Consider the following 20,077-nt stretch of genomic DNA (forward strand, 5'->3'; position numbering starts at 1 on the left):
CCCGAGGCCGACGGTGGCCGGCCGCGACGCACCCGCGTGCCGCGGGGAACGCTGAAGCGCTGCTCAGAGACTAGCCGACCTTATTGGTAGGAAATTTCCCTTTCGACCGTCTTGAGCGTGGCGTTCCCCACAGAGAACAGATTACCAACTAATCCGGTAGATATTACATACAATCCGGCGCATCATGGGACCATGCTCAGCGCACACACCGCCTCCCCCGGAGCCGACCGTCGTCCCGCCGCACCGCGAGCACCTCTGACCGTCGCCCCCGCCTCCGGTGACGGCCCTCACGAGTCGGAGCACTCCCTCCTCGGCGTCCTGCCCCTCCCCGAGAGCGGGCGCTACATGCTGGTCTACGGGGTCATCGTGGACGAACCCCACCCCCGCGACCGCCCGGTCCCGCCCGAGGTGGAGACCTGCCCCCTGTTCCTGGACCGGGGCGCCCGGAGGGTCTGGTCCCGGGGCGCCGAGGTCGAACTGACCTACCAGGAGTACGAGCTCTTGGACCGCCTGACCGCCTCCCCCGGACGGGCGGTCACCCGCGCCGAACTCCTGGAGCGGATCTGGGGCTCGGGCCGTGATCTCCATTCGCGCACCATCGACGTGCACATCCACCGACTGCGGCGCAAACTCGGGGCCGCCGGAGAGCACATCGTCACGGTCCGGAAGGTGGGCTACATCTACCGCGGGCCGCAACCACCGAACCCGCCCCGAGAGAACTGACCGGGGCCGGCCGCCACGAGCGCCCGTGGCGGCCGGCCCCTTCTCGTCGGCCGTGCGAGGGCCCGCGTCGATCCGAGCGCGGGCCCCGACCTCGTCTCAGAGCGTCACTCCCCGGAAGAGCACGACCGCCAGCAGCAGGCCCACCACCAGGTTGAAGACCGTCGCGGCCGCGAAGACGCCGATCGGCCTCCAGCCCGCCTCGCGCAACGAACCGGCCTTGAACTCCAGGCCGATGCTGGTGAAGGCGGCGATGAGGAACCAGTCGCGCAGCGCCTTGGCGGTGTCCAGCCCCGCCTGGGCGTCCCCGGGGGCGTTGTCGGCCCACAGGGTGGCCACCACCGAGGCGATCAGGAAGCCCAGCACGAACTTGGGGAAACGGTCCCACAGGGCACGGACCCCGGGACGGTTCGCCCGCCCTTCCGGAGCGACCTTGACGGCGAAGTAGGCGGTGAGCAGCACGGCCACCACCCCCATCAGGACGTTCTGGGTGGACTTGACGATGGAGGCGATCTGGAGCGCCTCCTCCCCCACGATCGCCCCGGAGGCGGCCACCGCCGCCGTGGTGTCGATGTTGCCGCCGATCCAGGCCCCGGCCTGGGCCCCACTGAGCCCGAACACCTCGACCAGCCAGGGCAGCAGGAAGATCGAGGGGACCGCGAACAGGATGACCAGACCGGCGGTGTAGGCGAGCTGCTCCCGCCTGGCCTGCACCGCCCCGGCCGCGGCGATCGCGGCGCTGACCCCGCAGATCGACACCGAGGAGGCCAGGAGCGCCCGGAGCCGGTCGTCCAGACCGACCCTGCCCCCGAGCCACCAGGTGAACAGGAACACCGAGGTGACCAGGGCCAGCGCCTGAAGGACCGCCGGACCCGCGGCTCGGACGATCACGTCGAACAGGACGGTCGAGCCGAGCAGGACCAGACCGGTCTTGATGAGGAACTCGGTCCGGAACGCCGGCGCCAACCGATCGCGCAGCCCGAGCAGGGACAGGATCAGGTTGCCGAGCAGCCCCAGGACGATCGCGTACACGGGGTACTCGACCGCGTCGGCGAACCCGGCCAGGGCGGTGCCCTCCGCCAGTTCGGGGACGCGGGACTCCAGGAAACGGGTGGTGGCGGCGAGCCCCAGGACGACCGCCAGGCCCACCGCCGTCCATGACCAGAGGGCGAGGGGGTTCCGCCGCTCGGGCGGGGAGGAGGGTGTGGAATCGGAGGCGTCGACGCTCTCGACGGAAGGACGTTCGACGCTCATGGGATCAGCCCCGCCGGGATGACTCCGGCCAAGGCCAGTCCGAGTAGGACGAGGCCGGTGAGGGTGGCCGCCCAGTCCTCACCGATCCGGAAGCCTCGACGTGCGGGTGGGGACTCGGGCGTTGGGGTGGAGGGTGTCTCGCTCATGTCCTTCTCGTTCTCCGGGCGCGAGAACGCCCGGCTCGGGGGGATGGTCGGGAGTGCGGTGGGGTGACCGGAAGGCCGTCGGCCTTCCACGCACGGAAGCCGCCGACCAGGTCGGTGGCCCGGGGCAGCCCCAGACGGTGGAGGCCGACGGCGGCCAGGCTGGAGGCGTAGCCCTCGTTGCAGAAGAGCACGATGTGCCGATCGGTCGAGTCCGCCTCGGGGATCCGGTCGGGGCCGGTGGGATCCAGCCGCCATTCCAGGACGTTGCGGTCGATGACCAGGGCGCCGGGGATCTCGCCCTCGGCCTCGCGGTCGGTCACCGGGCGGATGTCGACCAGAAGGGCTCCCCGGTCCACGGCGCGCCGTGCCTCCTTCGGTTCCAGGCGTCGCAGAGCGGATCGTTCGCGGGCCAGGAGTCGGTCGATCGCGCTCATCGACCTCCCTCCTCCGGCTCCGCCGGGGCTGTGGGGGCGGCCTCCAGCGTGGGGACGTCGGGCTCGGGGTCGGTGGTGAGGATGCTCCCGGTGCGACGGAGCGTGCCCCCGTCGGTGACCTCGTAGTAGTGCATGGCGGTCAGCGGGGGCGAGTAGGCGTGCACGCTCACGGCCGGCGCGGTCGAGGTGTTGACGACATCGTGCACGTGCCCCAGAGGGAAGCGCCCTCCCTCGCCCTCGGCCAGGGTGCGTTCGCGCAGTCCGCCGTCCCAGTGGTGTTCGACCAGCTCGCCCGTGACGACGGTGAGAGCTCCGAGCGAACCCGCGTGATCGTGCAGGCGGGTGGACTGGTCGGGGGTCCAGGAGATGAGCCAGACGTCGGTGTAGTCGTCCGCGCGCAACCGGACCGACCAGCGTTCCTCCGCGTCGAAGTGGATCTCGTGAAGCCCCTGCCGGACCTCCTCCGCGATCTCGGCGGTCAACCCGGCCAGGCGGTCCAGGGTGAGCGGGGTCGGTGCGGCCGGTGCCGTTTCCGAGAGAGGGGAGGTGTCGATGTCGTTGACGGTCATGTTCCTTCTCGCCTTGCCGGTGGTGTCGATGGATCCTCGTGCGGCCACCGACAGTGCTCGTCGAAGGTGAGCGACCTGCTCCGGAACCGGAGACGTGGTATCGCGCTGCCTGCCATGCGCAGCAGTAAACCACATTTCCTACAGGTTTAGTTGGTAGTTGTTCGGCGCGGCGCGCCACCTCCCCACCTGGAGCGAGACGCCCGCGGCAAAGATTCCCTACTTTATTGGTTGACAAACTATGATTACAGGACGCACAGTGGAGTCACGCCGACCGGAATCGCGGAGCCGGTCGGCCCGGACCGCTCTCGCACACCCCGTCCGAACCTCCTCACCGGACGGGACGGGCGAGGCGGATCCCGTTCCGGGTCGAGGCCGCTGCCATGCGCGGAGCAGCTCAGGACCTCGGCCCGGACGACCATCCTCGGCATCACCCACGAAAGGCCGCATCCGATGCCCGGAACACGTCACCCGGCCGGTCGCCACGCTCGGACGGCGGGCTCGATTCCGGCACCACCGATCGGCACAGAACACGGGAAAACCTCTCTCACCTCCCATCTCACCGGCACGAGCACACGAATCGGTGGCGTACGAAGGACACGGGACGGGCAGGTACGCCCTGTCGGGTGAGACCACCCGATCCACTCGGCCTCGCCGCACCGATGGTCGTCGTGGACGATCCGCACGACCGACCCCCGCTCTGATTTCATGCAATTCCAGTAGGAATTCAGGATCGGCGCCCCGGGGCGGCCGCGCACCAGTTCAGGAGGTTCCTTCCTTGTCCGAGACGCTCCCCGGACCGGCGCCCGCCCCGACCACCGACACCGTCCCCCCGCGGACCATCGCCTCCATCGGCGAGGTGCTCGATGTCGCACGCTCCCTGCTGCCCTCCCTCTCCGAGGGGGCCGCCGAACGCGACCGGGACCGTGTCCTGCCCCATGGGCCCGTCCGTGAGATCTCCCGCTCCGGGCTGCTCGGCATCACCGTCCCCCGGGAACTGGGCGGCCTCGAGGCGCCCGCGAGCGTCGTCGCCGAGGTTCTGCGCCTGTTCGGCACGGTCGACCTGAGCCTGGCCCAGATCCTGCAACCGCACTTCTCCTTCCTGAACGCGCTGCGTCTGCGCGGAGGACGACCGGCCCGCGAGCGCGTGTACGGCGACGTCCTCGCCGGCTCCCTGGTCTCCAACGCCCAGGCCGAGCGTTCGGGCAGGACCGCGCACACCCACACCACCCGGATCGAACCCGACGGCGACCACCACATCGTCGACGGCACCAAGTACTACGCCACCGGCTCCCTGTTCGCCGACTGGCTGGCGGTGGTCGCCCCGGCGCCCACCCCCGAGGGCCCCCGACCGCACATCGCGTTCGTGCGCGCCGACGACCCCCGAGTCCGGATCGAGGACGACTGGGCCGGCATGGGCCAGCGCACCACCGCCAGCGGCACCGTCCACCTGTCCGGGGTCCGGGTCGCGCCGGAGTTCGTCCTGGAGCAGTACCGGACCTTCGAAGGACCCACCACCTACGGGGCCCACGCCCAACTCCTGCACACCGCCATCGACGTCGGCGCGGCGCGCGGAGCCCTGGAGGAGGCCGCGGAGTTCGTCCGTACCAAGAGCCGCCCCTGGTTCGAGAGCGGGGTGGACCACGCGACCGAGGACCCGCTCCTGGTGCACCGCTTCGGTGAGCTGGAGGTACTGGTCCGCTCGGCCGAGGCCCTGCTGGAGACGGCGGCCGCCCGAGTGGACGTCGCCGACACGACACCGATGGACGAGGACCCCCGAGCGGCCGAGACCGCCACCGCCGAGGCCTCGATCGCCGTGGCGACCGCCAAGGTCGTCGGCGGCCGGGCCGCTGTCGACGTCTCCTCCGCCCTGTTCGAGGTGGCGGGCACCCGGGCCACGGCCGACGCCGCCGGCCTCCACCGCCACTGGCGCGACACCCGTACCCACACCGTCCACGACCCGGTGCGCTGGAAGGTCCAGCACATCGGCGAGTACTCCCTCAACCGTCGCCGTCCACCGCGGCACGGCCAGATCTGAACCGAAGGGCCGAGCACACCCATGTCCCTGACCTTCCACTGGTTCCTCCCCACCCAGGGGGACGGCCGAGGCGTCATCGGCGGCGGACACGGCGCGGACGTCGTCTCCGCCGCCTCCCGGCGCACGCGCGAACCGTCCGTCGAGTACCTGGCCCAGATCGCCCGGGCCGCCGAGAACCTGGGCTTCGAAGGGGTGCTCACCCCGACCGGGGCCTGGTGCGAGGACGCCTGGCTGACCACCGCCATGCTGGTCGCGCACACGCGTCGCCTCAAGTTCCTGGTCGCCTTCCGCCCCGGGCTGATCACACCGACCCTGGCCGCGCAGATGGCGGGCACCTACCAGAGGTTGAGCGGCGGCCGGCTGCTGCTCAACGTGGTGACCGGAGGCGAGTCGGCCGAACAGCGGGCGCACGGCGACTTCCTGGACAAGGAGGCCCGCTACCGGCGCACCGACGAGTTCCTGCGCGTGGTCGACGCTCTGTGGGAGGGCGGGACCGTGGACTTCGCCGGAGAGCACGTCACCGTGGAGGGGGCGACCCTGCACCGTCCGCCCCACCCGCGGCCACCCGTGTACTTCGGCGGATCCTCCCCCATCGCCCTGGAGGTGGCGGCCGCCCGGGTCGACACCTACCTGACCTGGGGAGAGCCCCCGGCCGCGGTGGCCGACAAGATCGAACGGGTCCGCTCGGCGGCCGCCGCCCACGGCCGGAACCCGGGCTACGGGATCCGGCTGCACGTGATCAGCCGCGATACCGAGGAGGAGGCCTGGGACCAGGCACGGCGGCTCCTCGACGGGATCTCGCCCGAGACCATCGCCGAGGTCCAGAGGAACCTGCGCCGCAGCGAGTCCGAGGGACAACGTCGCATGCTGGACCTGCACGGCGGCGACCCCGCCGACCTGGAGATCCACCCCAACCTGTGGGCCGGTGTGGGCCTGGTGCGCGGCGGCGCGGGCACCGCCTTGGTCGGCGGTCACACCCAGGTGGCCGACCTGATCGAGCGGTACCACCGGGTCGGGATCGACGAGTTCGTGCTGTCGGGCTACCCGCATCTGGAGGAGGCGTACTGGTTCGGTGAGGGCGTCCTCCCGATCCTGGCCGAGCGGGGACTGTGGCGTCACCCCGACGGACCGGCCGCGCCCTCGTACCCCGCCGTCCCCTTCGCCGCCGCCGGCGCCCCGTCCTGAGAATCGGAGTCCGTCACCATGACCACCACCGTTCTGGTCGGTAACCCCCGACCGAACTCCCGGACCGCCACCGCCGCCCTGGCCACGGCCCGCCACGCGGCCCGTGCCGCCGGACTGTCCACGGAACCGGGGCGAGGCGACCTCCTGGAACTGTCCGACCTGCAACCCCTGCTGCTCACGCCTGGACCGCCCCTGGACGTGCAGGCGGCTCTGGAGCGGATCCGCGCCTCCGAACTGTTGGTCGTGGCCAGCCCCACCTACAAGGCCACCTACACCGGTCTGTTGAAGGTCTTCCTCGACCTTCTGCCATCCGGGGGCCTGGAAGGGGTGACCGCCGTCCCGGTCCTGGTCATGGGGTCGCCCGCGCACACCCTCGCCGTGGACGTGCATCTGAGGCCGCTGCTCTTGGAGCTGGGCGCCTCGGTCCCCACCTCCGGCCTGGCCCTGCTCCAGGACACCGTGACCACCGAGGGAACGGACTCCCCCGGGCTGGAGGAGGTCCTCCGCCCCTGGGCCGAGAGGTCCGCTCCCGCGCTGCGCGCGGCCCTGAACCCGCGCTCCACCACCGTCCCACCACTGCCCGATCCCTCAGGGAGGATCCGTTGAGCGTCGCGGAGACCACCACCCGTACCGGCGCGACCTTCGAGGCCGATCGCCTGAGGGCCGTCATGCGCAACCATCCGGCGGGCGTCGTCGTCATCACCGCGGACGTCGAGGGACGCCCGGTGGGGTTGACCGCCACCTCGTTCACCAGCGTGAGTCTGGATCCGCCGTTGGTGTCCTTCTACATCGCCGAGTCGTCGACCACCTGGCCGGACCTGCGCCGCGCCCCCGTGTTCGGGGTGCACCTGCTCGCCGCCGACCAGGCGGGGACGGCCGCCCGGTTCGCCGCCAAGGGGGTGGACCGCTTCACCGCCCCCACCTCGTGGCGTCCCGGCCCGGCCGGGGTCCCGCTGTTGGAGGGCGCCACGGCCCACCTGGTGTGCGAGTGGTACGAGACCCGCGCGATCGGCGACCACGTTCTGGTCGTGGGGCGCGTGGCCCACGCCGGGGTCGTGTCGGAGACGGCTCCCCCGCTGGTCCACCACCGGGGGACCTTCGGCTCGGTGACCCCGTCGGCCTGAACCGGCGGCACGAACCTCCCTTCGCCCGGGAGAGGGGCGCCCCTGGCCCGGGGGCGCCCTCATCACCTCCGACGGCCGAGCGTCACGAAGGTCTCGGGGATCGGCTCCGTCCACCGAAGAGGGCCCGCAGCCGTGCTCCGAAACGGGCCAGGGCCGCTCGTGCCCTGCCCGCCCGAGAGGGTCGGCGCAGCCCGGGGATGATCGGTACCGGGACGGGAGAGGCCAAAGGGGCGGAGATCGACAGTCCGCCCGGGACACGGCCGAGCACGGGACGCCCGACAGGGACCTCCAAGGGGATGCGACGCAGGACCGCGCGGTCACCGGACCTCACCAGGGCCAGGGAGTCGCCGTCCACCAGGACGAGGATCCCGCCCGGGTCCACCCCCGGGGCCAGCTCCACCCGGACCTCCAGAAGACCGCCGCGACGCCCGCTGTCGACCCTGGTCACGGGGCCGACGGAGAGCCCGCCGGTCAGGGCCTCGTCGATCCCCTCGAACACGTCCGTGACACGCATCGGACCACCCCTCTCGACTTGAGCTTCAGTGGCTCAAGTTTATTGAAGGCATGACGCGAGGGCAAGACGATTTCCGCTCACCCCCATGGGGTGATCCAGCCCCGCGGGGTGCGAGAATAACCCGGCCGCCCCACGGCCCGTCCCCTTTCTCACCCCTACGGAGCGAACATGGCACTCGTCGCCGGAATCGACAGTTCGACACAGTCCTGCAAGGTCGTGGTCTGCGACAGCGCGACCGGAGAGGTGGTGCGCGAGGGCCGCGCCCCGCACCCCGACGGCACCGAGACCGACCCCCGCCACTGGTGGACGGCCCTGTCCCAGGCCTCCTCCGGACTACTCGACGACGTGGCGGCCGTCTCCGTCGCGGGACAGCAGCACGGCATGGTCGTGATCGACGACGAGGGAGAGGTCGTCCGCCCCGCCCTGCTCTGGAACGACGGACGTTCGGCCCGAGCCGCCGACGACCTGGTCGAGGAGCTCGGCGGCCCCGGGGTCTGGGCCGACGCCATCGGCAACGTGCCCGTGGCCGGCTTCACGATCACCAAACTGCGCTGGTTCTCCGAACACGAACCCGACCTCGCCTCCAGGGCGCGCGGCGTGATGCTCCCCCACGACTGGCTCACCTGGCGTCTGGGAGGAGCGCGCCAGGCTCCGACCACCGACCGGGGCGACGCCTCCGGCACCGGCTACTGGTCGCCCTCCGAGAACGCCTACCGCACCGACCTGCTGGTCCACGCCTTCGGGCGAGAGCTGGAGGTGCCCCGGGTCGCCGCCCCCTCCGAGGCGGTCGGGCACACCCCCGAAGGGGCCCTGATCGCACCCGGCACCGGGGACAACATGGGCGCCGCCCTCGGGCTGGGCCTGCGCACCGGCGACGTGGTGGTCTCGCTCGGCACCAGCGGCACCGTGTTCGCCGCCCACGACCGGCCCACCCACGACGCCACCGGAGCGGTGTGCGGATACGCCGACGCCACCGGCGGCCATCTGCCCCTGGTGTGCACCCTCAACGCGGCCCGTGTCCTCGGTTCGGCCGCGTCGATGCTGGGCACGGACCTGGCCGGCCTCGACCACCTCGCCCTGGGAGCGCGTCCAGGCGCGGAGGGCGTGGTCCTGCTCCCCTACCTCGACGGAGAGCGCACCCCCGTCCTTCCCGAGGCCAGTGGCTCCCTGCACGGGCTCCGCCGGGACAACATGACCCCGGGCAACATCGCCCGAGCCGCGGTGGAGGGCATGCTGTGCGGTCTCGCCGACGGACTGGTCGCCCTGACCGCGCAGGGTGTGCGGGCCGAGCGCGTCCTCCTGGTCGGCGGCGGCGCCCGTTCCGCCGCGGTCCGCGCCATCGCCCCCCTCGTCCTGGGCATGCCGGTCGCGACCCCGCCCGCCGCCGAATACGTCGCGCTGGGCGCCGCCCGCCAGGCCGCCTGGGCCCTGTCCGGCGACCCGCTGCCCCCCGAGTGGACTCTGGGCGCCCCCGCCGAGGAGGCCGCCCACTCTCCCGAGGCCGGGAACGGACTGCGCGAACGCTACGCCGAGTACCGGCGGGCCCTCCACGGCGTCTGATCCGCCCTGCCCGATGCACGACGGCCGGCCCCGTCCGGTTCGGGGGACGGAACGATCACCGCTCGGAGAGGGCGCCGAGAGGAACGAGATCCGACGTCGCGGGATCGGCGGCGACGTCGACGATACGGCCGAATCGGCCGTTGGCCCGCCAAGTGTTCGGTGGAACCGGCGACGGTGGCACCGGCCTGGCCGGTGGAGCGTCCGGGGGTGACCTCGGTGCTCTCCGGTACTCGGAACCGCTCCGGGTTCCGTGCGCCGACACCCCCGACCGAGACGAGGTCGACCCGGGAGGAGACCGACCGTCTCACGGCGGCCTCCTCCCGATCACCGGCCGGGCCGGGTGCGGCTCCGTTCGGGGCCGCACCCGGTTCAGCGGGCCAGCAGCTCCTCCACCAGCGCGGACACCTGATCCGTGGCGGTGAGGAAGCCGTCGTGGCCCTGGGCCGACTCGATCACCCGGACCCGCCCGGGGACCGGCAGGTGGCGAGCGATCTCCTCCTGCTGGTGGAGCGGGTAGAGGTGATCGGTGTCCACCCCGGCGACGATCGTCCGTTCCGGCATGGCCTTGAGCGCCGCCGCCACGCCGCCGCGGCCACGGCCCACGTCATGGGCGTTCATCGCCTCGGTGAGCAGGACATAGCTGGCGGCGTCGAACCGGCGGACGAGCTTGCCGGCCTGATGGTCGAGGTAGGACTCCACCGCGTACCGCCCCCGGTCATCGAGGTCCTCCCCTTCCTGGAGCAGGCGACCGAAGCGTTCGTCCAGTTCCCGTGAGCCCCGATAGGTGATGTGGGCGATCCGGCGGGCCACGCCCAGCCCTTCGGAGGGCACGCGACCGGTGTCGTGGTAATCGCCGTCGAGCCAGTGCGGGTCGGAGCGGATCGCGTGCAACTGCGGTGCGGCCCAGGCGATCTGCCAGGCGCTCGTGGCCGCCGGGCAGGCCATGACCAGGGCCCGGCGGACCCGATCGGGGTGGATGAGCGACCATTCCAGGGCGCGCATCCCTCCCATGGATCCGCCGATGACCGCGGCCCAGGAGCGCACTCCGAGGGCGTCGGCCAGGGCCGTCTCGGCCCGGACCGTGTCCCTCAGGGTGAGGCGTGGGAATCGGCTTCCCCAGGGACTGCCGTCGGGCCCCTTCGAGGAGGGACCGGTGCTTCCCTGGCAGCCGCCGAGCACGTTGGGCGCCACCACGAAGTACCGGTCGGTGTCCAGAGCGAGGCCGGGGCCGACGACCCCCTCCCACCAGCCGGGTCCGGCCTGCCCGGGGGCGGCCGGCCCGGTCAGGTGGGCGTCCCCGGTGAGGGCGTGCAGGACCAGGACGGCGTTGGAGCCCTCCCGATCGAGGCGACCCCAGGTCTGGTAGGCCAGGCGGACACCCGGAAGGTGCCGCCCCGACTCCAGCTCCAGGGGGTGTTCGAGGGCGACCCAGCGGCGCGCGGCCACGGGGTCTCCCTCCCGCCAGCCCCCGTACGGAAGCCGGTCGGTGGGAGGGGCGGAGCCCTGGGTCATTGGTACGCCTTGGCCGCGCGGAAGCCGAGTTCGAGGTCGGCCTTGAGGTCGTCGATGTGTTCGAGGCCGACCGACAGGCGGACCAGCCCCGGAGCGACCCCGGCCGTGACCTGCTCCTCCGGGGTGAGCTGGCTGTGGGTGGTGCTGGCCGGGTGGACGATCAGACTGCGCACGTCGCCGATGTTGACGAGCTGGCTGAACAGTTCTGTGCCGTCGACGAAGGCGCGTCCGGCCTCCACTCCGCCGTGCAGTTCGAAGGAGAGCACGGCTCCGGCGCCGCGCGGCAGGTAGGAGCGGGCCAGCTCGTGGTGGGGGCTGGAGGGCAGCCCGGCGTAGTGGACGCGTTCCACCTCGTCCCGGGACTCCAGCCACTCGGCGAGGGCCTGGGTGTTGTCGACGTGACGTTCGATCCGCAGGGAGAGCGTCTCGACGCCTTGCAGGATGAGGAAGGAGTTGAGCGGGGCGATGGCGGCGCCGGTGTCGCGCAGCAGCTGGACGCGGAGCTTGGCGGCGTAGGCGCCGGGGCCGAGGGCCTCCCAGTACTTGAGGCCGTGGTAGCTGGGGTCGGGCTCGACGAAGCCGGGGAAGCGGTCCCCGTGGGCTCCGAAGTCGAAGGTCCCGGCGTCCACGACCGCTCCGGCGACGGTGGTGCCGTGGCCGCCGAGGTACTTGGTGGCCGAGTGCACGACGATGTCGGCCCCGTACTCGATGGGCCGGAGGAGGTAGGGGGTGGGGACGGTGTTGTCGACCACGAGCGGGACCCCGACCTCGTGCGCGGTGTCCGCGATCGCGCGTACGTCCAGCACGTTGCCACCGGGGTTGGCGAGGGTCTCACCGAAGAACAGCCTGGTCTCGGGGCGGGACGCGGCGCGCCACGCTTCCGGGTCGTTCTGGTCCTCGACGAAGGAGACCTCGATGCCCAGCTTGGGCAGGGTGTGGTGGAAGAGGTTGTAGGTGCCGCCGTAGAGCAGCGGGCTCGACACGAGGTGGTCGCCGGCCCCGACCAGGTTGAGGATCGCGGCGGTGATGGCGGCCGAGCCCGAGGCGAAGGCGACCGCGGCGACGCCGCCCTCGAGCGCGGCGAGACGCTGTTCGAGGACGTCTTGAGTCGGGTTCATGATCCGGGTATAGATGTTGCCGGGCTCGGCAAGACCGAAGAGGTCCGCGCCGTGCTGGGTGTCCCGGAAGACGTAGGAGGTCGTCTGGTAGATGGGGGTGGCCCGCGCGTTGGTGGCGGGGTCGGGCGCGGCCCCGGAGTGGATCTGCCGGGTCTCGAAGGACCAGGAGTCCTCGTTGGTGATGTCGGTGCTCAAGACGTACTCCTACCGATAAAACAGACCAAAAAAGTAGGGAATCACCACGAGGCTAGCACCACCCCCGGAGAAGGGCCAGCGGATCCCCGAAACCGCAGCACCTCTCGCACCATGAGCCCCCTCACCCCCGCCCCCTGGAGCCCCTGTCTCGAAGTCCTCGATCGACGACGCACACGGGTGAGCCCCCGCCACGTGTGAACGACGGCGCCGCCGGGGAGTGTGGGAGGCACGGACTCCGCTCGAGCCCGCACCCATGGTCGCTACCGACCGATATGCACTTTCTCACGTAGGGTTATCGAGCCACTACAAAGGACTGTCAACACACGCACGGGGGACGAATCGAGATGACGAACGACCACCCCGAGGGGCCGGGCGGCGACCCGGGTTCCTTCGACGAGTTCCTGGCCCGGTTCCTCGGCGCCCGCGGACCCGTCCGCCGCGTCGACCTGTCCAAGCTGATGAGCCCCGAGGCCCGACAGATCGCGGACGCCGCGGCGCGACGCGCGCTCCAGAGCGGTGGGGCCGACATCGACTCGGTCCATCTGCTCTGGGCGCTCCTGCGCTACCCGCCCGTCCGCGAACTGGTGGAGCGCACCGACGCCGACGCCAAGCCCTTGGAGGACGTCATCGACCAGGCGGTCGCCCAGGCGCCGCGGGCGGTGCGCGGCTCCGCCCGGTTGACCCCCTCGGCCAAACGGGCCCTTCTCGATTCCCTCCAGATCGCCCGCGCCACCGGCAGTTCCGGCATCATGCCCGAGCACATCCTGTTCGCGCTCGCGATCAACCCCGACCACCCGGTCGGCCAACTGCTGCGCGATCAGGGGATCACCCCCGAGTCGTTGCAGAAGGCGACCGGTCCCGCCTCCGGAGGAGGTCAGGTCGAGGGAGAACCCTCGCAGACACCCTCCCTGGACGAATTCGGGACCGACATGACCGCCCTGGCCCGGGAGGGTCGGCTGGACCCGGTGGTCGGCCGCGATGACGAGGTCGAACAGTGCATCGAGGTCCTGGCCCGCCGGCGCAAGAACAACCCGGTGCTCATCGGCGACCCGGGCGTGGGCAAGACCGCGATCGTGGAGGGCATCGCCCAACGCATCTTCGACGACGACGTTCCCGAGACCCTGCGCGGACGGCGGCTGGTCCAGCTCGACGTCTCCGGGATCGTGGCGGGCACCCGCTACCGGGGCGACTTCGAGGAACGGCTGAACAAGATCGTCGAGGAGATCCGCGCCCAGTCCGAGAACCTGCTCATCTTCATCGACGAGATCCACACCATCGTCGGCGCCGGAGCCTCGGAGGGATCGACCAGCGCGGGCAACATGCTCAAGCCCGCCCTGGCCCGGGGCGAGCTGCACATCATCGGCGCCACCACCGTGGACGAGTACCGCAAGAACATCGAGAAGGACGCCGCCTTGGAGCGCCGGTTCCAACCGATCCAGGTGCCCGAGCCGTCAGTGGAGGACACCGTCGACATCCTGCGCGGGCTGCGCGACCGTTATGAGGCGCACCACCAGGTGCGCTTCGGGGACGAGAGCCTCGTGGCCGCCGCCGAGATGTCCGACCGCTACATCACCGACCGATTCCTGCCGGACAAGGCCATCGACCTCGTGGACCAGGCCGGAGCCCGCGTCCGTCTCCGCTTGAAGACCTCCAGCTCCACCCTGCGCGAGATGGAGAAGCGGCTCAAGGACCTGGAGGGCGAGAAGGACCGCGCGGTCCAGGACGAGGACTACGAGAAGGCCTCTCGACTGCGCGACGAGATCAACGAGACCAGGAGCAGTGTCCACCAGGCGCGCGGGACCGGCTCGGCCGTCCCGGAGGTCGGTCCCGATGACATCGCCGAGGTCGTCTCTCGCGGCACCGGCATCCCGGTATCGCAGCTGACCCAGGCCGAACGCGACCGGCTCGTCAACCTGGAGGAGGTGCTGCACGACCGGGTCATCGGCCAGGACGAGGCGGTCACCGCCGTCTCGGAGGCGATCCGCCGCAACCGGGCCGGGCTCGGCGACCCGGACCGCCCCGTGGGCAGCTTCCTGTTCCTGGGCCCGACCGGCGTGGGCAAGACCGAGTTGGCGCGGGCCCTGGCCGAGGCGCTGTTCGGTTCGGAGGACTCCATGGTCCGGCTCGACATGAGCGAGTTCCAGGAGCGGCACACCGCCAGCCGGCTGACCGGCGCGCCGCCCGGGTTCGTGGGATACGAGGAGGCCGGTCAGCTCACCGAGGCGGTCCGTCGCCACCCGTACTCGGTGCTGCTCCTGGACGAGATCGAGAAGGCGCACCCGGACGTGTTCAACCTGCTGTTGCAGCTGTTGGACGACGGACGTCTGACCGACGGCCAGGGGCGCACGGTCGACTTCCGCAACACCGTGGTGATCATGACGAGCAACCTGGGTTCGGAGGCGATCACCGGGGGCGGTCCGATGGGCTTCACCGCCGACGGGCAGATGGACGCCGACACCGAACGACGGGTGATGCGCCGGCTCAGGGAGGAGTTCCGCCCCGAGTTCATCAACCGGATCGACGAGGTCATCGTCTTCCAGCAGCTCGGCGAGGAGCAGATCGACCAGATCGCCCGCCTCATGCTGGAGCGGACCGAGGAGCGGATGGCGGCCCAGGACATCTCGATCCGTTTCACCGACGAGGCGGTCCGCTGGATCTCCCGCCGCGGCTACCAGCCCGAGTTCGGCGCCCGTCCGCTGGCGCGGACCATCCAGCGCAACGTGGGCAATCGGCTGTCCAGGATGGTGCTGGACCGGCAGATCGCCTCGGGCGACCGGGTCGTGGTCGACGTGGACGACGCCGGCGAGCTGGTCATCTCGACCGAGTGACGGATGTGGACGGGCCCCGGACGCGCGCGTCCGGGGCCCGTCCTCGTGTGTCCGAGGTCAGCCGGAGAGGCCGCTGGTCCGGATCCGCTCACGGATCCACTCCCCCGCGGGCTTGAGGGAGTCGGTACCGGCCCAGGGGCCGCCCGCGTTACAGGTGCCCGTCTCGAAGACCGCGCCGGAGCGGAAGTCGTCCGAGAAGTTCCAGTTCACCCAGCTGATCTTCTCCCGCTCCATCAGGTCGAGGTAACGCTGAGCGGAGGAGAAGTCGTCAGGACCGTCACCGGTGTGCTCCTGGGTGCCGAACTCGGTGACGAAGAGCGGAAGCTCCCGCACGGCCCGCTCGAAGGTGTCGTAGTGCACCGTGTCGTGGGAGGCCGCGTAGAAGTGGTACACGTACATGATGTTGTCCGCGTCCACCGGGTCGGCGACGATCTCGGAGTGGTCGGAGCCCTCCGACACCCCCAGCGAGGACCAGGCACGGGTGCCGACCAGCACGAGGGAGTCGGGGTCCTCGGCGCGGATGACCGGGATGACCTCCTCGGCGTAGCCCTTGATCGAGTTCCAGGAGACCCCGTTGGGCTCGTTGGCGATCTCGTAGAGCAGGTTGTCCTTGTCCGCGTGGACCGAGGCGATCTCCTGGAAGAACTCCTTGGCCCGCCCGGTGTTGTGGTTCGGGTCGCCCGGCGTGAGCATGTGCCAGTCGACGATCACGTAGAGGCCGCGCTCGGTACCCTCCTCGATGAGCTCGTGGACGCGGTCGGTGAAGCCCCGGGGGTCGGTCTCGTAGCCGCCCTCCTGGATGTACATGGACACCCGAAGGACGTCGGCCCTCCAGTCGTCGGCCAGGGCGTCCAGGGAACCGTCGGTGAGGCAGTGGTCGTACCACTGGATGCCGTGGGTGCTCATCCCGGTGAGCTGGACCTGTTCACCGTTCTCGTCGCAGAGCTTGATCCCGCAGACGGAGAGCCGTCCGTGTTCGTCGATGGCGGTGGTGTCCGGGGAGGTGGACGAGACCGGTTCGAGTTCCTGGCCGGAGGCCGGGAAGAACGCGGCCGCGCCGAGCAGGAGCGCTCCCACGGCGGTGAGGGAGAGGGTCCGGTACGGGTGGCGGGCGGGGGTGGTCGTGCGAAGACGCGCCAAGGGTGTCCTCCAACGGGAGCGCGGGCCGGCCGCGCGCAGGGGGCGGGGGGATCCGGAAGGAGTGTTTCCCGTAGAAGTTACGACTTGGTAGCACAAACGTCAAGAGGAGTGACCCAACGTGATCATACCGGGCACGCGCCCTCCCGGGGCCCGCCCGGGAGGGCGCGTGCCCCTCATCGGCCCCGTCCGGTCAGGCGGGCTCCGGCTCGGGTTCGGGCCCCGGAGGGTCGGGGACCGGGCCTGGAGGACCGGGCTCGGGGTCCGGCAGCGGACTCGGCTCCGGAGGGACCGGCCCCGGCGGCATCGGAGCCGGCGGGAACGGATCCGGAGGCATGGGGTCGGGCTGTCTCAGATCCGGATGGAGGGCGCTCATGCGGATCACCTCCTCTCGATACCGGTCGTCGCGCGTACTCTCGCCCCTCGTATCGGGCCTCGCGCCATCACCCGTCCTTTCCACTGTCGACGTCCCGCCGACGTTCCTCCGCCCGCGAGCTCTGGTTCATCCGCCTGCCGGCCCTCTCGTTGAGCGCGGCGACGACACCGACCAGACGTCCGATCCGGCTGTCGGCGGCCTCGGATCCGGAACGTTCCTCCACGTGTTCGGGGGCGTCCGGCAACAGTCGCCCTACAAGACGCATACCCGCCTGGGTGAGGCCGGGTGACACTCCGTGGACGGCCAGGCCGATCCTGGCGATCGGCGAGATCACCAGGAAGCCGCGTCCGCTCGCGGCGGCGGCCACGATGCGCCGGGCGGCGCGTTCGGCGCTCACACTGAGCAGCGGGGCGCCCGCGGCCAGCGCGAACCACGCGTACTCGCGTTCGGGATTTCCACTGAAGACCACCCCGCGGTGCGAACCGGTCCGCATCAACCCCGGAACGACGGTGACCACACGGACCCCGCTCCCCCCGGACTCTGCGGCCATGCCCTCGGACAGCGCCGCCCAGGCGTGCTTGGCGGCCGAGTACGGCAGCAGGTGCGGCACCGACAGGTAGGCGCCGATGGAGGTGACGTTGACGATGGTGCCGCCTCGTCCGCGCATCCTCTCCATCGCGGCGCGGGACAGGTGGAAGGGGCCCCAGAACATGACGTCCATGGCCTGGACGAAGGCGTCGTCGGGCAGGGTCCTCTGGGGGCCGACCCGCATGATCCCGGCGCTGTTGACCACCACGTCCAACCGGCCGAAACGATCGACCGCGTCGTCGAGCAGGGAGTCGACCGCCTCCGGGTCGGTGACGTCGCAGACCACGCCGAGGGCCTCCACACCGCGGCCGGTGAGCTCGGCGACCGCCCGGTCCAGGTCCTCCCGTCCTCGGGCGCAGATCACCACCGAGGCCCCACCGGCCCCGAACTCCCGGGCCAGCTGGAGACCGAGGCCGCGCGACCCTCCGGTGACGAGTACGACCCGGCCGTTCATCCGTCGGGCGCGACGGCGTTCGGACAGGGCGGAGGCACCGGCCCCGAGGGCGGCCGCGGCCGCTCCCCAGGCGAGGAGCTCCGCCCCGCTCCGACCCGCGGACACCGGTGTCGACTCCCGTGAGCGGCGGTGGCGTCTCCACAACCACCGGGCTCCGGCCAGGGCCAGGGTCGTCCTCAGACCTCGCATCGGTGCTCCCCTGCGGCGCGTGCGCGTCGATGGGTCCGTCCCATGTACTCCCCTGTTCGGGTCGAGTGCGTCGGTGGGGGATGTGGGGACACAGTTACCCGGTGCTCCGTGGGAGAAAACCGTGTCTGGGAAGAGATGGAGAACCCGGGCCTTCGCCTTGGGGCGGCCCGGGTCCCTCGAACCCCCACCGGGCCCGGATCAGCGCAGGACGAACTCTCCTTCGGGGCCACGCAGGACCGCCTCCAGCGAAGGGGCGTCCCCTCGGACGACCTCCAGGTCCACTCCGAGGGCGGACAGGACCGGGGACAGGGAGTCGGGGTCGGGGTGCTCGGCGCGCAGGGACACCAACTCCAGGGTGGGCAGGTCCCCCAGCCCCGGCTGCGGGGTGTCGCCCCAGTCGATGAGGAAGGGGACCGGGGCCGGGTAGTGGTCGGCCTCCCGTTTGGCCAGCAGCCAGCGCAGGACCGACCCTTCGGGGGTGGTCCGGGACCATGGTTCGATGTCTCCCGGATCGTGCCCGACCGCTCGGGCGCGTTCCACCGCGGCCTCCAGGTCGCCTTCGACCCGGACCGCGAACGTGGCCAGGTGGGGGTGGTCCAGCGTGGCCAGGCCGAACACCGGCACCGGACCGGGGTCGGCCCGCTCCGGGTCGGGGCCGACGATCTCCAGGTAATGGGGCACCCGCCGTCCGTCCACGGTGAGGGCGATCAGGGCGTTGGCCGAACCGACCGGGTGGCTTCCGCCCCGGACCGGAGCGACCCCCGAGAGGTCCGCGAAGGCCGGTAGGGCGGCCTCCAGGTCCGGGACGGCGTAGACCAGGTGGTCGAGGGTGGCGGGGATGCTCATCGGTCTCCCTCCGGGTTCGCACGGCCCGAGGCCGTACGGCCGGGCCGGTCGTGCGGATGTACGGGCTCCCCCAAGGAGAGCATGAGCCGGTTGGCCCAGTTGAAGAAGGACGCGCTGTTGATCACGTCGCCGATCTCGATGTCGGACAGCCCGTGGGCCCGCAGCTCGTCCACGTGCTCGGGGCCGAACTCCACCGGGGTCCGGGACAGGGCGACCGCCGCGCGGACCACGGCGTTCCAGAGCCGGTCGCCGGTGTCGGTGTCCACGCCCTCGGCCAGCAGGCGGTCGACGTCCTCGCCCCGGGAGGAGAAGCGGGCGGCCAGGCGCGCGTGCACGGAGGCGCAGAACACGCAGCCGTTGAACCGGGACACCGCGGCCGCGGCGAGCTCGCGTTCGGCCCGGGGCAGTCCGCCCTCGGTGTTGTGGAAGATGTCGAAGTCGGTGCGGGTCCGCGCCTCCAGGGCGTCCGGGTCGCGGACCAGCAGCGCGAAGTAGGGCATCCGGGCCCTGGATTCCTCGACCAGGGCCTCTCGGTGGCGCGGGGTCAGTTCGTCCTCGGTCAGGGGCGCGAGCCAGGGCAGCCAGCCCACGGTCGAGCGGGTGAAGTGCTCGGGCCGACGGGAGTCGGGGTGCTCGGTGACGAGGTCGGGAGCGGTCGCGGCGGTGTTCTCGGGTACGGCGTTCACGATCGGGCGTCCTCCGTTCGCGTGGAGAGGGCCTCCAGCCCGTGGACCAGCCGGACCTGGAAGGCCAGGAAGGAGACGAGCTGGGAGAGGGTGACGATGTCGGTGGTGGCCCATCCGGCGGCGGCCAGGGCGCGCAGGTCGTCCGGTCCCGCATCACGGGGACGCAGCACGAGCAGGTGGGCGTGTTCCAACGCGGCGGCCACGGCCCCGCCGAGCAGGGCGCGTTCGGGGTCGGACACCGTCAAGGTCGGTCCGTCGGTGGACTCGTCCGCCAGGCCGTCCTCGCGGTAGCGACCGGCGGGTCCCTGGGCCCGCGCCCGCTCCCCCAGGGCGATGACCGTGTTCGCGGCGTCGTCTCCGGCCCGTTCCCGGGCCGGGCCTTCATAGTGGTCACCGAGCCGGGAGGCCTCGTGCAGGGTCGCCACGAAGACGGCGATGAGCGCGCGTGTCGCGTGAGGGACGCCACCCGGGTCGGCGGGTTCGATCAGGGCCCGGTGGCTGAGCCGGGCGTTGGCCCGGGCCTCGGGCCGGGCGGCCCGCACACGGTCCAGGGGACTTCCGGGCGTGATGTCGAGCAGACGGTCGACGAGATCGTCCGTCATGTGGC

19 protein-coding genes are annotated in these 20,077 nt (G+C 71.5%); 7 read left to right on the forward strand and 12 right to left on the reverse strand.

Annotated elements, in window-relative coordinates; genetic code table 11:
- Positions 1 to 192: 192 nt before the first annotated feature.
- Positions 193 to 723, forward strand: a complete 531-nt coding sequence (locus tag U9J66_RS05825; protein ID WP_326337242.1) for a winged helix-turn-helix domain-containing protein — start codon at positions 193 to 195, stop codon at positions 721 to 723.
- 96 nt (positions 724 to 819) lie between these two features.
- On the opposite strand, the gene U9J66_RS05830 is transcribed toward U9J66_RS05825, so the two are convergent.
- From U9J66_RS05830 to U9J66_RS05845, 4 genes are read right to left on the reverse strand one after another with little or no spacing between them, the layout of a single operon-like run.
- The gene (locus tag U9J66_RS05830; RefSeq protein WP_017533945.1) at positions 820 to 1,974 is read right to left on the reverse strand and encodes a YeiH family protein; all 1,155 of its coding nucleotides are present in this window, start codon (positions 1,972 to 1,974) and stop codon (positions 820 to 822) included.
- Positions 1,971 to 2,120, reverse strand: a complete 150-nt coding sequence (locus U9J66_RS05835; RefSeq protein WP_017533946.1) for a hypothetical protein — start codon at positions 2,118 to 2,120, stop codon at positions 1,971 to 1,973. The genes U9J66_RS05830 and U9J66_RS05835 overlap by 4 nt, the downstream gene beginning before the upstream one ends.
- Entirely contained in the window at positions 2,117 to 2,554 is a 438-nt protein-coding gene (locus tag U9J66_RS05840) for a rhodanese-like domain-containing protein (RefSeq protein ID WP_017533947.1), read from the reverse strand. Before U9J66_RS05840 ends, U9J66_RS05835 begins: the two co-directional genes overlap by 4 nt.
- Positions 2,551 to 3,123, reverse strand: coding sequence for a cysteine dioxygenase (locus U9J66_RS05845; RefSeq protein WP_202421693.1), 573 nt, complete (start codon positions 3,121 to 3,123; stop codon positions 2,551 to 2,553). The genes U9J66_RS05840 and U9J66_RS05845 overlap by 4 nt, the downstream gene beginning before the upstream one ends.
- Positions 3,124 to 3,898: 775 nt before the next feature.
- Between U9J66_RS05845 and U9J66_RS05850 the strand changes: the two genes are divergently transcribed.
- From U9J66_RS05850 to U9J66_RS05865, 4 genes are read left to right on the forward strand one after another with little or no spacing between them, the layout of a single operon-like run.
- A complete protein-coding gene (locus U9J66_RS05850) occupies positions 3,899 to 5,158 on the forward strand; it encodes an SfnB family sulfur acquisition oxidoreductase (protein WP_326337243.1) in 1,260 nt (419 codons plus the stop codon).
- 21 nt (positions 5,159 to 5,179) lie between these two features.
- Positions 5,180 to 6,343, forward strand: a complete 1,164-nt coding sequence (locus U9J66_RS05855) for an LLM class flavin-dependent oxidoreductase (RefSeq protein WP_326337244.1) — start codon at positions 5,180 to 5,182, stop codon at positions 6,341 to 6,343.
- A gap of 18 nt (positions 6,344 to 6,361) precedes the next feature.
- A complete protein-coding gene (locus tag U9J66_RS05860) occupies positions 6,362 to 6,949 on the forward strand; it encodes an NAD(P)H-dependent oxidoreductase (protein ID WP_161111610.1) in 588 nt (195 codons plus the stop codon).
- Positions 6,946 to 7,467: a flavin reductase family protein gene (locus U9J66_RS05865; RefSeq protein ID WP_161111609.1), complete on the forward strand. Its 522-nt coding sequence runs from the start codon at positions 6,946 to 6,948 to the stop codon at positions 7,465 to 7,467. Before U9J66_RS05860 ends, U9J66_RS05865 begins: the two co-directional genes overlap by 4 nt.
- Before the next feature lie 82 nt (positions 7,468 to 7,549).
- Here the strand turns inward: U9J66_RS05865 and U9J66_RS05870 are convergent, their stop codons facing one another.
- Complete coding sequence (locus U9J66_RS05870; protein ID WP_326337245.1) at positions 7,550 to 7,981, reverse strand: hypothetical protein; 432 nt, start codon at positions 7,979 to 7,981, stop codon at positions 7,550 to 7,552.
- Between the two features lie 168 nt (positions 7,982 to 8,149).
- Between U9J66_RS05870 and xylB the strand changes: the two genes are divergently transcribed.
- Positions 8,150 to 9,541, forward strand: a complete 1,392-nt coding sequence (gene xylB / locus U9J66_RS05875) for a xylulokinase (protein ID WP_326337246.1) — start codon at positions 8,150 to 8,152, stop codon at positions 9,539 to 9,541.
- Positions 9,542 to 9,910: 369 nt separating this feature from the next.
- On the opposite strand, the gene metX is transcribed toward xylB, so the two are convergent.
- Both metX and U9J66_RS05885 read right to left on the reverse strand, forming a co-directional pair.
- Positions 9,911 to 11,053, reverse strand: coding sequence for a homoserine O-acetyltransferase MetX (gene metX, locus U9J66_RS05880; RefSeq protein WP_326337247.1), 1,143 nt, complete (start codon positions 11,051 to 11,053; stop codon positions 9,911 to 9,913).
- On the reverse strand, positions 11,050 to 12,366 hold the full coding sequence (locus U9J66_RS05885) for a bifunctional o-acetylhomoserine/o-acetylserine sulfhydrylase (protein ID WP_017533957.1): 1,317 nt from the start codon (positions 12,364 to 12,366) through the stop codon (positions 11,050 to 11,052). Before U9J66_RS05885 ends, metX begins: the two co-directional genes overlap by 4 nt.
- Before the next feature lie 344 nt (positions 12,367 to 12,710).
- Here U9J66_RS05885 and U9J66_RS05890 point away from each other — a divergent pair, with 344 nt between their 5' ends.
- A complete protein-coding gene (locus tag U9J66_RS05890; protein WP_042280884.1) occupies positions 12,711 to 15,194 on the forward strand; it encodes an ATP-dependent Clp protease ATP-binding subunit in 2,484 nt (827 codons plus the stop codon).
- 57 nt (positions 15,195 to 15,251) lie between these two features.
- Here the strand turns inward: U9J66_RS05890 and U9J66_RS05895 are convergent, their stop codons facing one another.
- The 5 genes from U9J66_RS05895 to U9J66_RS05915 all read right to left on the reverse strand — a co-directional run bounded on the left by U9J66_RS05895 (position 15,252) and on the right by U9J66_RS05915 (position 20,072).
- Positions 15,252 to 16,334, reverse strand: coding sequence for a glycoside hydrolase family 5 protein (locus tag U9J66_RS05895; protein WP_326337248.1), 1,083 nt, complete (start codon positions 16,332 to 16,334; stop codon positions 15,252 to 15,254).
- Positions 16,335 to 16,774: 440 nt separating this feature from the next.
- Complete coding sequence (locus tag U9J66_RS05900) at positions 16,775 to 17,938, reverse strand: SDR family NAD(P)-dependent oxidoreductase (protein WP_326337249.1); 1,164 nt, start codon at positions 17,936 to 17,938, stop codon at positions 16,775 to 16,777.
- A 198-nt stretch (positions 17,939 to 18,136) separates the two neighbouring features.
- On the reverse strand, positions 18,137 to 18,784 hold the full coding sequence (locus U9J66_RS05905; RefSeq protein ID WP_326337250.1) for a VOC family protein: 648 nt from the start codon (positions 18,782 to 18,784) through the stop codon (positions 18,137 to 18,139).
- On the reverse strand, positions 18,781 to 19,470 hold the full coding sequence (locus tag U9J66_RS05910) for an alkylhydroperoxidase domain protein (RefSeq protein WP_326337251.1): 690 nt from the start codon (positions 19,468 to 19,470) through the stop codon (positions 18,781 to 18,783). The genes U9J66_RS05905 and U9J66_RS05910 overlap by 4 nt, the downstream gene beginning before the upstream one ends.
- Entirely contained in the window at positions 19,467 to 20,072 is a 606-nt protein-coding gene (locus tag U9J66_RS05915; RefSeq protein WP_326337252.1) for a CMD domain protein, read from the reverse strand. Before U9J66_RS05915 ends, U9J66_RS05910 begins: the two co-directional genes overlap by 4 nt.
- Positions 20,073 to 20,077: the final 5 nt, after the last annotated feature.

This window comes from Nocardiopsis sp. LDBS1602, assembly GCF_035818715.1.
Lineage (GTDB): Bacteria > Actinomycetota > Actinomycetes > Streptosporangiales > Streptosporangiaceae > Nocardiopsis > Nocardiopsis alba.